The following is a 14670-nucleotide window of genomic DNA, read 5'->3' on the forward strand; positions in this document are numbered from 1 at the left end:
TGCTCATGGGGGGAGCGTATCTAAGGAGCAGGATCAAGCAAGCAGGAAAGTGGGATCAAGAGACGATCGTCTCATTTTTCCTGTGTCAATACTGTTCCGGTGAATACTTACCAACATGCAGCAGGTGGAGGCCGCCATCCTGCCGCTGCTCGGCAAGGGGGTGGTGCAGGCCATGAGTTTCAGCACCCCGGCCTTCGGGCGCGGCGGCGATCAGACCGGCATGGCCATCATCCAGCTCAGCGACTGGGCGGTGCGGGACGAAACGGCCACCGAGTTTGGCCGCTCCCTGAGCGGCCGCCTCGCCGGCATCCCCGACGTGATGATCCGCACCTTCCAGCCGGGGTTCAGAGGCGGCTCCACCGCGGCGGTGCAGTTCGTGCTGCAGGGCTCCGATTACGGCGAGCTCAACCAGCAGGGGCTGGCGCTCAAGGAGGCGGCGGCCCAAAGCGGGCTGATGCAGAGCCCGGATCTCGACTATGCCGAGAAGACCCCGGAGCTGCAGGTGACCATAGAGCGGGAGCGAGCCACCCAGCTCGGCATCCCGGTCTCCACCATCGCAAGCTCCCTGCAGGCCCTGCTCGGCGGCGTCAGCCAGACCACCTATGTGGACAGGGGCGAAGAGTATGATGTCTACCTGCGCGCCAACCAGACCCAGTTCAACGGCATCTCCGACATCAGCCGCATCTATTTGAAGGCCGCGAGCGGCGAGATGGTAAGCCTCTCCACCCTGGCGACCGTCACCCAGGTGGCGAGTCCCCAGCGCCTCAACCACTACCAGCGCCAGAAGGCGGTCACCCTCACCGCGGACGTGGCCCCCGGCCACACCCTGGGGGAGGCGCTCGACTTCCTGGATGGCTGGGCCGCGGATCACCTGCCCACCGGCATGTCGGTGGATTATGCCGGCGAGTCCAAGGACTATCGCGACAACCAGGGGGAGATGGCACTGGTGTTCGGCCTGGCCCTGCTGGTGGTCTATCTGGTGCTGGTGGCCCAGTTCGAGAGCCTGCTGACCCCGGCGGTGGTGATGATGACGGTGCCGCTCGGCATCTTCGGCGGCCTGCTCGGCCTCTGGCTCACGGGGCAGGAGCTCAGCATCTATAGCCAGATAGGCATGATCATGCTCATCGGCATGGTGACCAAGAACGGCATCCTCATCGTGGAGTTCATCAACCAGCTGCGCCAGCGGGGTGAAGGGTTCGAGGAGGCGATCATCAAGGGGTCGGTGCGCCGCCTGCGCCCCATCTTGATGACCTCGCTCACCGCCATTATCGGCGCCGTGCCCCTGATGCTCTCCATGGGGGCGGGGTACGAGAGCCGGATGGCCGTGGGGACCGTGGTCTTCTTCGGCTTGTCCTTGGCGACCCTGGTGACCCTGCTGGTGGTGCCCGCCATCTATCACCTGATCGCCAGACGCGCCGGGATGACGGGGGCACGGGACCGACTGGTGGACGAAATACTGGCCACGGCAACCCCGGCAAGTCCCTCCCCGGTGCCGGGGGCGGTGGCCCCCGAGGGGCGGGACAAACCGGCGGCCTAGCGTGCCGACCCGGATGACAGCAAGCAGGGCGCCAATGGGCGCCCTGCTTGTTGATGAGATCTGAGTCTGTCACGCCGACCTGTCGCGCCCGCTCGAAGGCGCCCCTTCCCCTCGCGTTCTGTAGGGGCAAAAAGCCGTCGCCCCCGCCTTGCTCTGCCGGTATAATGCGCGACCCGAATTGTTCCAGGTGGTCAAAATGCAGCCGGTTACCAACCTCTTCTCCTATCCCCGTTACTGGGCCGAGTGCTACGGCACGGCGCCCTTCCTGCCCATGTCCCGCGCGGAGATGGACAAGCTCGGCTGGGACAGCTGCGACATCGTGCTGGTGACAGGCGACGCCTACGTGGATCACCCGAGCTTCGGCATGGCGGTGATCGGCCGCATGCTCGAATCCCAGGGTTTTCGGGTCGGCATCATCGCCCAGCCGGACTGGTCATCGAAGGATGACTTCATGCGCCTGGGCAAGCCCAACCTCTTCTACGGGGTGACGGCGGGCAACATGGACTCCATGATCAACCGCTACACCGCCGACAAGAAGCTGCGCCACGACGACGCCTACACCCCGGGGGACGTGGGCGGCAAGCGGCCGGATCGTGCCACCCTGGTCTACACCCAGCGTTGCAAGGAGGCCTATAAAGAGGTACCGGTGGTCATCGGCGGCATCGAGGCATCCCTGCGCCGCATCGCCCACTACGACTACTGGTCCGAGACCATCCGTCGCTCCATCCTCATCGACGCCAAGGCCGACATCCTCATCTACGGCAACGCCGAGCGCCCCCTGGTGGAAGTGGCTCACCGCATCGCAGGCGGCGAGACCATCGACACCATGCAGGACATTCGCGGCACCGCCGTGATCCGCAAGGAGCCGCTGCCGGGCTGGCGCGGGGTGGATTCGAGCAAGCTCGACCAGATTGGCCGCATCGATCCCATCCCCAACCCCTATATGGAAGGGGCGCCTTGCTCTGATGACGAGGGTACCGCGCCGGTGGAGCAGGAGGCCAAGCCCATCCTGGTGCAGCCGCCTAAGCAAAAGCCATGGGAGAAGACCTACGTCAAGCTGCCGGCGTTCGAGCGGGTGAAGGAGGACAAGGTGCTCTACGCCCATGCGTCCCGCATCCTGCACCACGAGACCAACCCGGGCTGCGCCCGCGCGCTGTCGCAGGCCCACGGCGATCGCATCATCTGGGTCAACCCGCCTGCCTTCCCGCTCGAGACCGACGAGATGGACGGGGTGTTCGGCCTGCCTTACCAGCGGGTGCCGCACCCGGCCTATGGCAACGAGAAGATCCCGGCCTACGACATGATCAAGACCTCGGTCAACATCATGCGCGGCTGCTTCGGCGGCTGCTCCTTCTGCTCCATCACCGAGCACGAGGGGCGCATCATCCAGAGCCGCTCGGAAGAGTCGATCCTGAAAGAAATCGAAGAGATCCGCGACAAGGTGCCGGGCTTTACCGGCGTCATCTCGGATCTGGGCGGCCCCACCGCCAACATGTACCGCTTACGCTGCAAGAGCCCCAAGGCCGAGCAGACCTGCCGCCGCGCCTCCTGCGTCTGGCCGACCATCTGCCCGCACATGGACACCGACCACAGCCCGACCATCAACCTCTATCGCAAGGCGCGCGACCTCAAGGGCATCAAGAAGATCCTGATCGCCTCCGGGGTGCGCTACGACATCGCGGTGGAAGATCCGCGCTATATCAAGGAGCTGGCCAAGTACCACGTCGGCGGCTACCTCAAGATCGCGCCGGAGCACACCGAAGAGGGCCCGCTCTCCAAGATGATGAAGCCGGGCATGGGCAGCTACTACAGCTTCAAGGAGCTGTTCGACAAGTACTCCAAAGAGGCGGGCAAGCAGCAGTACCTGATCCCCTACTTCATCTCCGCCCACCCGGGCACCACGGATGAAGACATGGTGAACATGGCGCTCTGGATTAAAGCAAACCGCTTCAAGCTCGATCAGGTGCAGAACTTCTACCCGTCGCCGCTCGCCAACGCCACCACCATGTATTACACCGAGAAAAACCCGCTCAACAAGGTGAGCCGCCAGGGCGGGGACGTGTTCGTGGTGAAAGGGGAGCGTCGCCGTCGCCTGCACAAGGCGCTGCTGCGCTACCACGATCCGGCCGGTTGGCCGATGATCCGCGAAGCCCTGCTGGAGATGGGAAAGGGCCACCTGATCGGCAATGGCCCCGACTGCCTGGTGCCGCCGGAAGGTCGTGGTGAAGCCAAGGCCGAGCGCAGCCGCAGCAAGGGCCTCAAGCCTGCCCTGACTCGCCATAGCGCCATCACGCATCAGCGTGGCAATGGGGCTGGCAACAAGGCTGCCCGCAGCGAGGCTGGTGCAGCCAATGCCCCGGCGGCCAGCAGAAGCGGTGGCAAGGCGGGCAATGGTAAACCGGTCGGTAGTCAGTTTGGTAAAGGGACTGGTGCCGGAGGCAAACCCTCAGCCCAAGGAGCTGGTCAGGGCAAAGCAGCCGGGCAGGGTAAACCCGCTCATAAAGGTAAGGCTCCCAGCCGCGCTGGTACCGCCAAACCGTCAGCCCAGGGTGGCAAGCCCGCAGCAAAAGGGAATGGTGCCAAGCGACCGGCAAGGTGAGTTTCCTGACTGTAAAGCGATAGAAAATAAAAAGGCGACCGGAGGGTCGCCTTTTTATAAAACATAAATCAATGCTTTTTTTGAGAAAAAGTTTCTGGTAAAAAATATTTAAATGCTATCTCTGGATACCATAGATATAATGTCATTGTCTGTTATTGTCATCGGTTCCTGTACTCTGAAGCTTTCAATTATATTACTTCTGTAGTCTATGTTGACGCTATTGTCTTCATTAAAAAGCACTGTTGCGTCAAGGATTAAACATATTTCTTTAAATAGACGATATAAGTTTGTTTTATAAGACAACCCTGTTATTAAAGTATTTGATAAACTTGGAGTAATATATACTGATGATTGTATATTGGCCATGAGTGTTAAGTCAGCTACAAATTTACCAAATGTTAGGTTAGAGAAATTAAAAGAAGATGAAAGTTGCACCATAGATAGGTTATAAAAAGAATGTATTGCATCAACTTCTATAGTTAAGGATTCAGAATCTTTTTCAATCTGCATTGATTTCTTATTGAATTCACCTTCAAATATGATATCAAAATCGCCTCTGCCATCATTTAAAATAGAAAGTCTTATAATGTCTCCTTTAGAGAAACTCATAATAACTTGATTGATTTCTGCGTCGGTAGACTTTATATATAATGTTGGGAATGTTGTCATAGATCTTTTTGATGATATTTGAAAATTATTACCTTTAAGTTTCACTTGTTCAGGAGTTGTAAGAACACTGCTGACAATAGCGCCACCACGAAGCATCTCAATTTTGGTTGTGCTGCTACCCATTATTTTTCTCCTGTGATGCCAATGCTTAGTGGAAATTCAATAAATGCCTTTTGTTCAAAAATATTAGATAGGCTGGGAGATGAATAAAAGTCAATTAGTTTCCACACTGTAGATGTAGATATCTGTTTTAAGGCAAACCTATTGGCATCAGAAAATGAAAGGGTAGCGTTTATTAATAGAGGCTGTGAGTCATCGCAATTAATCAAAGGCTTTGTCTTGCTTGCAACGCAAATAATAATTTTGTTAATGAACGCACACTCAAAATTCATTAATTTAATAAGTGATAAAATCTCTCGTTGAACCTCTCCTTTGGTTTCACCAGCCGAAGTAAATGACACATACAATTCATTTTCACGACAAAAAACAGTGTATTCTGTATCAATGAAATTTTCTGGTATAGCCTCAATAAGGTGAGTAATTAGATGCTCTTTTTCTCGGATATCTACAGATTTTGGCGGTGTTACAGAAATCGTACTTACATTATGATCCAGTGCTCGTAAAAACTCAGTTACCTCTGGATGACTATCATCCGTTGGCTGATATGGAATTATTTTTACACCATATTTTTTCTCAAAACTAGATCTCTTAAATGAAGATGATTCATTAAGTAATACATAATGAGATAGTGGGATGCCATTGTTAATAATCTTGATTCTTTCTAGTATAATGTCAATGTGGGGGTCGGATAATGAAAACCCAACAAATATCATTTGTTTCGTAGATAATAAACTGGATATTAAATTTCTTGTGCTTTCATTACTATTTATTATCCTTTGATAATCACTTGTTTTTACCACAATGCTGGATTGTTCTGTAATATCTCCGTGTATTTTAAATACAATATTCTTTCCATTTACAAAATTTCTAGATGCTTCTGCTGCATTCTTATTGGTGTGGATTCTATACTTCCCATTCCCAGCTCTGTCTGGGATTCTGTCATAATTAGTAGTAATTATCGTTTTGGGTGATAAGTCCATGAGCGCTTTGTAAGCGGCTGGAATTTCTTCATCTACGAAATCTTTATCAAACGTTGACTCCATTACATCTCGATATCTACTCTCACCCATAGAATCGATGCAAACTTCGGCTATATCAAGATAATTTTGGCCATGTTCTATATAATTGAGTAGTTCGAAATCATCAAAGGATAGGCTGCCTTTCTTGGCTTCTTCAATAAATGTTTTTAACAGGTTTTTCCAAGATGGAAATAATGGCTGTGATAGTCCTGCACCCACAAAGAATACAAATTTATCTGGTTTCTGATGGTATTCACTGACTAAATAACTGATCCCAATAGTGCTACACCTTCGCTGTGCCATAGCCATTCCCCGGGAAAGGAGACACGGTATCCATGAAGTGTTTCACTCGGGCCAGCAGGTTTGCCATCCCTCTGCATTGATGATTGCGCGTGATGGTTTCATGTAACTTGTGCCATAGCCGTTCTATGTGATTAACCCAAGGGCTGTAAACTGGCTGGAACACCAGGCAGAACTTGGGATTCTTCTTCAACCATCGCTCGGTCTGTTTGCTTTTGTGAATGATGTAGTTATCGAGGATCAACGTGATGGTTTTGGCTCGTCGGTAGTGGTGGCGCAGCTTTTCCAGCATGGCAATAAACAGCGATGAGTTTTTCTTGATCCCGCTGACGTAAAGCACCCTTCCGTTGCCTGCGTGGAGAACGCCTGCCAGATAATGCTTGGCATTCTGCCCCGGTGTGACAACCCGCTTTTGCTGCGCTCTGAACATCCAGTCGGCTCCTAATTTGGGATTGAGGTCTATATCGACTTCATCCTCATAAAACACCGGATTATCGGCATCACAGCGGGCCAGCGCGGCGTCGATATTCGCCATTTTTTCCTGATAGGCTGGGTCTTTTATCCGCAAGGTCGGCACGGGCCTGCGCCAGACAATGCCCATACGAGGTAACCATCGGCGGAGCGTGGAGGCTGCCACATTGAGCCCTGTTAACCGATTGATTTTTATAGCCAATAGTTCAGTACACCAACGGCTGCGCTGATAACCAAAATCTTGCGGAGAAAACTGCATGAGCAGCACCAGTAAGGTGACAATCTTGGCGATAGGTAAGACTGGGGCACGGCCAGCCGGTAAGGCTTCTAGCGCATCTATGCCTTCATCTCGATACCACCGAAGCCAACGACCGATGGTCGAGCGCGCAGCGCCGGTAAGGTGATGAACATCGGTGATCGTGCGTCCTTCATGTAACAGCAAGATGGCCATCAAGCGACGAGCATGTCCTTTATCACGGGTGGCATGGATGATTTTGTGAATGCGGCGCCGTTGTGGTCGTGGCAGAGGTGGTAGGATAGGCATCAACTCAGTCCTTTGGGTGTGGCTTGTTTTGTTTAGCGACTAATCAGATCGCACAAACTGGACTGAGTTCCCTTCCTCCGGTGATCTACTATTCGGAACAGCTATTTAGCTCAAGGAATGTTTTATCGCTTTTTAGTTTCACGGTGAATCCTTAATTAAAATCTGAAAGAGGTATATTATTTTTTTAATTTTGAGTTTTAGCCTATACATTTTTTTCGGATGATAGGAATCTGGGACACCCACCTTTCGGTATGGGGCGTAACGCCACCAAATCCCACGCTACCGCCCATGGATTACAGCTTCCAATATGCTCCATTGACCAGCGAGGGCAGTGGCCCATCGCAGTTCAACAGATTCCAGATAGCCACTGTAAGACAAACGAAACTACCCAAGCGAGCCTTAAAATGATGTAACCATCGGAATCACATCGTTTTTTGAACTTGATCAGCAAATTGTGCAATCTGGGGGGGAAATCTGGGACACCCACCTTTTTGACAGTGGGGGTGAAATCTGGGACACCCACCTTTTTGACAGCGACGTAGCCCTGTACTTGGCTTGAGGTGTCACTGCCCAGGGGGTGAGCCATGACCATTGCCCGTTCACGTCAAATCAGTTTGCAGGATACGCCTTACTATCATGTGGTCAGTCGCTGTGTGCGGCGGGCGTTTCTGTGCGGGGAAGATGCCCACTCCGGCCAGAGTTACGAGCATCGGCGCCAGTGGGTAGTGGACAAGTTGGGCCAATTGTCGCGACTGTTTGCCATCGGTGTGTGTGCCTATGCGGTGATGAGCAATCACTATCATCTGGTGCTCAATGTCGAGCCGGATACCGCTGCCAATTGGAGCGAGCGAGAGGTGGCCGAGCGTTGGGCTGCGCTGTTCCAGTGGCCGCTGCTGGTACGACGCTGGTATCAGGGGGAATCTCTGATTGAGCCCGAACTCGCTGTGGTGCAACAACTGATAGGGCAGTGGCGGGAGCGGTTACATTCCATCAGCTGGTTTGTGCGGCTGCTCAACGAAAACCTGGCTCGGCAGGCCAATCGGGAAGATGGTTGTAAGGGCCATTTCTGGGAAGGGCGCTTCAAGAGCCAGGCCTTGCTCACCGAATCAGCCCTGCTGGCCTGCATGGCCTATGTTGATCTCAATCCGATACGAGCGGGATTGTCCGACCGGCCCGAGCAGAGCGATTACACCAGCCTCAAGCAGCGTCTCAATGGCGAGCAGTCCGCCGCCCCATTGCCGCCGTTGCTGTTGCCATTCGCGCACGAAGCGCGACCCGATAGCCTGCCATATACCTTTGCGGATTACCTGATGCTGGTGGACTGGACAGGCCGCGCCATCCGAGTGGACAAACGGGGCCATATCCCAGTTTGTCTTGCCCCCATCCTGACGCGGCTGGGGGTGGACGAGGTGCGCTGGCTCAAGCAAGTGACGCTGTTTCGGCGCCAGGGCATCAGAGTGGTGGGTGACAAAGAGCATTGTCAGCAGTTTGCCTGGCACTGTGGCCAGCGACGGTGTCATCAACCATCCCTTTGAGTGATGAATGCTCGCATCATAACAACGTCCGGTATCGCGCCAGCTCCCCGCCTGTGTGATCGCATCTGAATTGGCGTCATCGATGCCAAGACATTCTCTTTAATCCCCCGAGTTTCACAAATGCCATCGCAAATACTGGATGACGAATTGTGCTGGGCGCTGGATGAGGGCTTTCTCCAAAAGATGGCAGTCCTGATAAGGCGGGTTGGGGAAGAGGGGCTATCGGTCCTTTGTCAACAGGCCCTTTCTCACAATGCGGCGACACCGTGGGTGTTGCTTGAGCAGGTGATTTTTGCATCAGTGAAACAGAGTGGGTGATATGGTTCCTCTAATGGAACAATTCGTACACAAAGATGGCTGTCCCAAATGAAGAAAGGCTTTGTTATCTTGCTGGATACGTTGGCAAGGGCGAGTCACGTGGAACGTTCAAGTCAGGAGCAATCAGATGGCGATAACAACGCGATCCCGAAGAGAGAAGGTAGGCAGCGGGCTCGGGCTGGTGATGGGGCTCATCGCCTTTAACCTGATTGTGCCCCTGCTTCCGGTTGCAACAGAGATGTCTGATATGACCCGGATGATAGGTGCCATGGTCAGCGCCATGCTTTGCGCCGAGCTGGGCGCCAGGATTGGCAAGTGGCGGGATGCCAAAGAGCAGGCCAGGTCGGCAGAGTAACTAGACGTGAAAAGAGCGCCAATCGCCCGAGTGCGGCGGTGTGTGCGGGTGTAACAGGCAGGGCGACATTTGTCGCCCTGCCTGTTTTGCTATCGCGGTTTGCCGCTCAAGCGCCGCGCCGCCGGGGGTCGCTTCGATGGGAGGAAGGTGGCCAGGGTGTCGCGGGGCGATGCCGCATTGCATCAGAAGGCGCCTGGAGCGAGATGACGCCAAGGCTGGATCTGCGAGGGAAATCCTGAGATCGTGCAGGCAGTTATCTGGTTATCCCCTTGAGAGGAGTACCCATGCGCATTGCCCTGATTGGCCTTGGCGATATCGCCCGGAAGGCCTATCTGCCGCTGCTTGCAAACGACGAGCGAGTCACCCCGCTGCTCTGTACCCGGAGTCCCTCGGTGCTCGGCAAACTGGCGCGCCAGTACCGGATTGGCGAGTGTTTTACCGAGGTCGATGCGCTGCTGGCGAGCCGACCTGATGCGGTGATGATCCACGCTGCCACCGCCGTGCACGGCAAACTGGCGGAGCTGTGCCTGCGTGCCGGCATTCCCACCTTTGTGGACAAGCCGCTGTGTGACAACGCAGGAGAGGTGGAGGCGCTCGCCAATCTCGCCATCGCCAGAGACTGCCCGCTGTTTGTGGGCTTCAACCGTCGCTATCTGCCCGCCATGGCCGCCGCACGCGGCCAGCCGCTGACCGAGCTCCATTGGCAAAAGCACAGGCACGCCCTGCCGGGGGCGCCTCGCCAGTTCCTGTTCGACGACTGTATCCATGTGCTCGACAGCCTCTGCTGTTATGGCGGCGAGCCGGACGGGGAGCTGCATGCGGTGCTGCGACGCAGCAGTGAGCAGCCCGAGTTGCTGGCCGGGGTGAGCGTCGCCTGGCAGAGCGGGCAGATGGCGGTGAGCGGCAGTATGAATCGCAGCGCCGGCATGACCGAGGAGCGCATCGATGCCTATGGCGACAACCTCTCATTGCATATCGAGAACTGCACCCGTGGCCTGCTTGCGCGAGACAACACAGTGCAGACTCTGGCTCCGGGCGACTGGCAGCCCGTGCTGGCCCAGCGGGGCTTTGTCGCCATGCTCGAGCACTGGTATGGGCAGATTGACGTCGGGCGGGCAGACGGGGCGCTGGTCGAGAGCTACCTGCAAAGCCATCGACTGGCAGAGCGCCTCGTCGCCCTGGCAAAGGGATGACCCGGAGGCAAGGGGCTGGTGACACCGGCAGGCATCACTGGCCAGAGAAGCGGCAGAGCACTGTATGAGATGGTGGCTCCTTGCGCAGTCAGCCGGGAAAGGTGCCAGCGAGCGAGCCAAGCGAAGGCGGGTTTGTTATCTTGGCGGCCATCAAGAGCTGCAGGGCAAGAGATCGCAATGAAGAAGGTGTCGAAGATGAGATGGCTGACCGCAGTGGGCGGGGTATTCCGTTCATGAGCATCATTCTGGGGATCGATCCCGGTTCGCGCATCACCGGTTACGGGGTCATTCGCATCGTCGCGGGCAAGGTGGAATATCTGGGATCGGGCTGCATCCGCACCGATCTGGGGGAGCTGCCGTCTCGCCTGAAGCAGGTCTATGACGGGGTGAGCGAGATCATCACCCAGTTCAAGCCGGACGAGTTCGCCATCGAGCGGGTCTTCATGGCGCGCAACGCGGACTCTGCCCTGAAGCTCGGCCAGGCCCGTGGCAGCGCCATCGTCGCGGCGGTCAACGCCCTGCTGCCGGTGAGCGAGTACTCGGCGACCCAGATCAAACAGGCGGTGGTGGGCACCGGTGGCGCCGCCAAGGAGCAGGTGCAGCACATGGTGACCCATCTGCTCAAGCTCTCTGCCACCCCCCAGGCGGATGCGGCGGATGCCCTCGGGGTGGCGCTCTGCCACTTCCACACCCGTCAGAGCCTCATTCGCATGGCCGGGCGGGCCAGCGGATCGGTGCGCGGCCGTTATCGCTGATCCCTGGAGGAGGGCTACCCGGTGTTGGCAGGGGAGCGCCGGGTGCCGGAGCTGCTGGCAAAATCGCTGGTAGGGTCACAATCTGTCGCGTCCCTCGATGGGACTCCCATGGAGAAGCGCACCGAGCGGGTGAATATCTTTCTACTTTATCAATAACTTGTGACATTCATCACATATCCGCGATGAATCGGGTCGGTTTCGTCTTGCTCCGCCACACTCCCATAATATGGCGCCTGTTCAATAACAGTGTCCGTATGAGCCTTTCAGGTTCGCGTGTTAGTCATCATGGGAGAGACAAGAGTGAAACCTTTTGCAGCTGAATTCATGGGCACCTTCTGGCTGGTGCTGGGGGGCTGCGGCAGCGCCGTGCTGGCCGCCGCCTTTCCGAACGTCGGCATCGGCCTGCTTGGCGTGGCGCTGGCGTTCGGTCTGACCGTGCTGACCATGGCTTACGCCATCGGCCATATCTCTGGCTGTCACCTGAACCCGGCCGTGACCATCGGGCTCTGGGCCGGCGGTCGTTTCCCGGCCTCCGGCGTGCTGCCCTACATGGTCGCTCAGGTGTTGGGCGGGATTGCGGCAGCGGCGGTGCTCTATGTGATTGCCAGCGGTCAGGCCGGTTTCGATCTGGCGGCGGGCTTTGCCTCCAACGGCTATGGCGAGCACTCCCCGGGCGGCTACAGCATGCTGGCGGTGCTGGTGTGTGAAGTGGTGATGACCGGTTTCTTCCTGTTCGTCATCATGGGCGCCACCGACAGCCGTGCACCGGCCGGGTTTGCTCCCATCGCCATCGGTCTGTGCCTGACCCTCATCCACCTCATCAGCATTCCGGTGACCAACACCTCGGTCAACCCGGCGCGCAGCACTGGCGTGGCGCTTTTTGTCGGTGACTGGGCAGTGGGCTAGCTCTGGCTGTTCTGGGTTGCCCCCGTTGTCGGTGCCATTCTGGGTGCATTGGCCTATCGTGTGATCGCCACGAAAGAGTGATGTGTTGCTAGGTAACGTGTGGTATCGACACGCCCTCGGGCGTGTTTTTTATGCCTGAAGGAACACCGGGCAGGGCGCCATGCTGACGATAGGGTGCGGCATGATCACAGTCCCTTGGCGCTCAGCATCTCTTTGTAGCGCTGATGCAGCAGCTTGACCCGTTCCACATAGGCCCGGGTTTCGGCATAGGGCGGTATGCCGCCGTGTTTTTGCACCGCACCGGCGCCTGCATTGTAGGCGGCGGTGGCCAGGGCCACATTGCCGTCATACTGCTTGAGCAGACCCGCCAGGTATTTCACCCCGCCAAAGATGTTCTGCTCCGCCAGCAGGGCGTTGCCGACCCCGAGCTCGCGCGCCGTGGCGGGCATCAGCTGGGTCAGTCCCATGGCGCCCTTGCGGGAGACGGCCAGAGGATTGAAAGCGGACTCGGCATGGATAAGTGCCCGGATGAGGGCAGGCTCGACCTGATAAGCCTTGGCTGCCGCCTGTATGGTGCTGGCGTAGTCATAGAGGAAGAGGCCTGTCGTGCGCCAGTTGACCTTGGACGCCGGATCGCAGGCATAGCAGTCGTTGAACAACAGCAGTTCGTAGTGACCCTGCTCCGGCATCATGTCGGAATAGCGTATGACCCCGTTCTTTTGTACCGACTTGTAGACCTGGATCTGACGGCTTGCAGGCTTAGCGGGTTCAGGGGAGGGGAGCGGCGCCGTGGTGAGTGCCACGGTACGCGGCGTGGGAACCGGGGAGGAGACAGCCGTCTCCGGGGTCAGGATCACCACCTCTGCCGGTGGCGGTATCTGAGCCGGGGCTGCGTGGGAAAACAGCGGCATCATGCCCAGCAACATCCATGCTTTCAACGGCTTGCTCCTTAAGCCTCGTTAGCCACGTTGAGTAAAGCATTCGGGATGGCGCAGAACAAGTTCCCGTGAACAGGGGAGGCTGGAAATGTGATGGCAGAGGGACGTCCCGCCTGTGTGCTCACTCAGGACAAGGGGCGCGGCTCATGGCGTCAAGGGACGCATGATCGCAACCTCGTCTTTTCCATCGAGTTATTGGCTTTTTTGTAAGTTAAAGGCGTGTTATCTTGCTGTTGCTCCACTCTGGTCTGATCTCTTCGTGGAGCCAGAGAGCGAGCAGGAGAGGGCCGGTATGGCCAGAGCGAAATGGGCATGACAAGCAGGCGAGCGATGGAGCTCAGATTCGAAGAGTACTGTGATGCGGATCTTTCCCTCATCAGAGACTATTACGAGACGACGTTTTCCCACTATGTGCCGGATTTGGCAGAACGGATTTTTGTGGTTCGTGATGCGCACTGGCTGGTGGGGGCGGTGCGCCTGCGCGATGAACAGGATTACTACCACTTGTGCGGCTTTCGTCTGCTCCCTCACTACCAGTCCCTGGGGCTGGGGTCCCGCTTGCTGCAGCATGCCTGCCGCGATCTTTCCGACAAGCCCGTGATCTGTCACGCCCTGCCGTTCGAGAAACCCTTCTACCTCAAGGCGGGATTTGACCACCTTCCCCTGCATGAACTCGACGGGCCCCTTCACTCCCTCTATCACCAGCAGCACGAACAGGGTTACCAGATCGAGCTGCTGGTGCGTCAGGCGAAGGCGCCTGTTTTCAACTGAGATCTTATTGGGGTTTGGTCAGCAGGTGGATCTTGCCTGGTGACAGCTCCAGCCCCAGCAGATTTTCCTTGAGCCAGGCCTGATTGGGGTCCTTGTCATCCAGCTTGTAGACAGGCTGGGTCTCCAGCCGTTTCTCCATGCTTTGCAGCAGCATCCTCAGCATGAAACCAAACTTCTGTTCCGCCGCGGCAGGCTCCAGCTTGTAATCGATGAGCTTCATGTTGTCGAGGAAGAGCGCACTCCTGGCCTTGTCGTAGCGGGGCCTCGCCTCATAGGTCATGTTGAGGCGCGCGTCGTACTCGGTCTGATCCGGGAGCGCGATTTTCAACTTGCCTTTGCCAAACACCCTGGCGGTATCCGGGCTCTGGCGACCAATCTGCACATCGCTCTGCTCGAGTTGCACATGGGCCTTGATGATGCCGGGCAATTCCAGCTGTTTGTCCACTTGCACCTGGGATTGCAGGTACTGATTTATCTGCTGCTCATTGATGTCATATGAGCCTTGACCTAGCATGGCCAGACTCAGCAGCATAGATTGCAGGATCATGCTAACGACCTGATAGAATGGGTGTGCCCCATAGCATACCATCCCGACCCTGTGGGGTCTGCCCGTGCCATCTGTCCAATACACCAAGGAGTC

General features: G+C 56.5%; 11 protein-coding genes and 2 pseudogenes. 8 read left to right on the forward strand and 5 right to left on the reverse strand.

Annotation, left to right across the window (positions count from 1 at the left end; genetic code table 11):
• Window positions 1-112: 112 nt before the first annotated feature.
• Together PG883_RS07735 and PG883_RS07740 are read left to right on the forward strand one after the other, a co-directional pair.
• Window positions 113-1537: pseudogene (locus PG883_RS07735) on the forward strand (efflux RND transporter permease subunit); the annotation flags it as partial.
• A gap of 196 nt (window positions 1538-1733) precedes the next feature.
• A complete protein-coding gene (locus tag PG883_RS07740; RefSeq protein WP_128297218.1) occupies window positions 1734-4136 on the forward strand; it encodes a YgiQ family radical SAM protein in 2403 nt (800 codons plus the stop codon).
• Window positions 4137-4244: 108 nt separating this feature from the next.
• Here the strand turns inward: PG883_RS07740 and PG883_RS07745 are convergent, their stop codons facing one another.
• Genes PG883_RS07745 through PG883_RS07755 form a run of 3 tightly spaced genes read right to left on the reverse strand, consistent with a single transcriptional unit; the run spans window position 4245 to window position 7259 of the window.
• The gene (locus PG883_RS07745; protein WP_270807058.1) at window positions 4245-4928 is read right to left on the reverse strand and encodes a hypothetical protein; all 684 of its coding nucleotides are present in this window, start codon (window positions 4926-4928) and stop codon (window positions 4245-4247) included.
• A complete protein-coding gene (locus PG883_RS07750) occupies window positions 4928-6247 on the reverse strand; it encodes an SIR2 family protein (RefSeq protein WP_270807059.1) in 1320 nt (439 codons plus the stop codon). The genes PG883_RS07745 and PG883_RS07750 overlap by 1 nt, the downstream gene beginning before the upstream one ends.
• Window positions 6228-7259 (reverse strand): IS630-like element ISAhy2 family transposase, encoded by a 1032-nt coding sequence (locus PG883_RS07755; protein ID WP_001809438.1) that lies wholly within the window; start codon window positions 7257-7259, stop codon window positions 6228-6230. Before PG883_RS07755 ends, PG883_RS07750 begins: the two co-directional genes overlap by 20 nt.
• 584 nt (window positions 7260-7843) lie before the next feature.
• Here PG883_RS07755 and PG883_RS07760 point away from each other — a divergent pair.
• From PG883_RS07760 to aqpZ, 5 genes and pseudogenes are all read left to right on the forward strand, one after another.
• Window positions 7844-8794, forward strand: a complete 951-nt coding sequence (locus PG883_RS07760; protein WP_128296991.1) for a transposase — start codon at window positions 7844-7846, stop codon at window positions 8792-8794.
• Window positions 8795-9239: 445 nt separating this feature from the next.
• Window positions 9240-9467 carry a hypothetical protein gene (locus PG883_RS07765; RefSeq protein WP_053288171.1) on the forward strand — a complete coding sequence of 76 codons (228 nt, stop codon included), beginning with the start codon at window positions 9240-9242 and terminating at the stop codon, window positions 9465-9467.
• Between the two features lie 284 nt (window positions 9468-9751).
• Window positions 9752-10660, forward strand: a complete 909-nt coding sequence (locus PG883_RS07770; protein ID WP_128296990.1) for a Gfo/Idh/MocA family protein — start codon at window positions 9752-9754, stop codon at window positions 10658-10660.
• Window positions 10661-10893: 233 nt separating this feature from the next.
• Window positions 10894-11415, forward strand: a complete 522-nt coding sequence (ruvC, locus tag PG883_RS07775; protein ID WP_039039380.1) for a crossover junction endodeoxyribonuclease RuvC — start codon at window positions 10894-10896, stop codon at window positions 11413-11415.
• Window positions 11416-11715: 300 nt separating this feature from the next.
• Window positions 11716-12402 (forward strand): annotated as a pseudogene (aqpZ, locus tag PG883_RS07780) (aquaporin Z).
• Between the two features lie 104 nt (window positions 12403-12506).
• Here aqpZ and PG883_RS07785 read toward each other — a convergent pair.
• Window positions 12507-13247, reverse strand: coding sequence for a lytic transglycosylase domain-containing protein (locus tag PG883_RS07785; RefSeq protein ID WP_041213327.1), 741 nt, complete (start codon window positions 13245-13247; stop codon window positions 12507-12509).
• Window positions 13248-13589: 342 nt separating this feature from the next.
• Between PG883_RS07785 and PG883_RS07790 the strand changes: the two genes are divergently transcribed.
• On the forward strand, window positions 13590-14030 hold the full coding sequence (locus PG883_RS07790) for a GNAT family N-acetyltransferase (protein ID WP_010673518.1): 441 nt from the start codon (window positions 13590-13592) through the stop codon (window positions 14028-14030).
• Window positions 14031-14034: 4 nt separating this feature from the next.
• Here the strand turns inward: PG883_RS07790 and PG883_RS07795 are convergent, their stop codons facing one another.
• Window positions 14035-14577: a DUF1439 domain-containing protein gene (locus PG883_RS07795; protein ID WP_029313991.1), complete on the reverse strand. Its 543-nt coding sequence runs from the start codon at window positions 14575-14577 to the stop codon at window positions 14035-14037.
• Window positions 14578-14670 lie beyond the last annotated feature (93 nt).

This window comes from Aeromonas sp. QDB25, assembly GCF_027707725.1.
GTDB classification, from domain to species: Bacteria; Pseudomonadota; Gammaproteobacteria; order Enterobacterales; family Aeromonadaceae; genus Aeromonas; species Aeromonas caviae.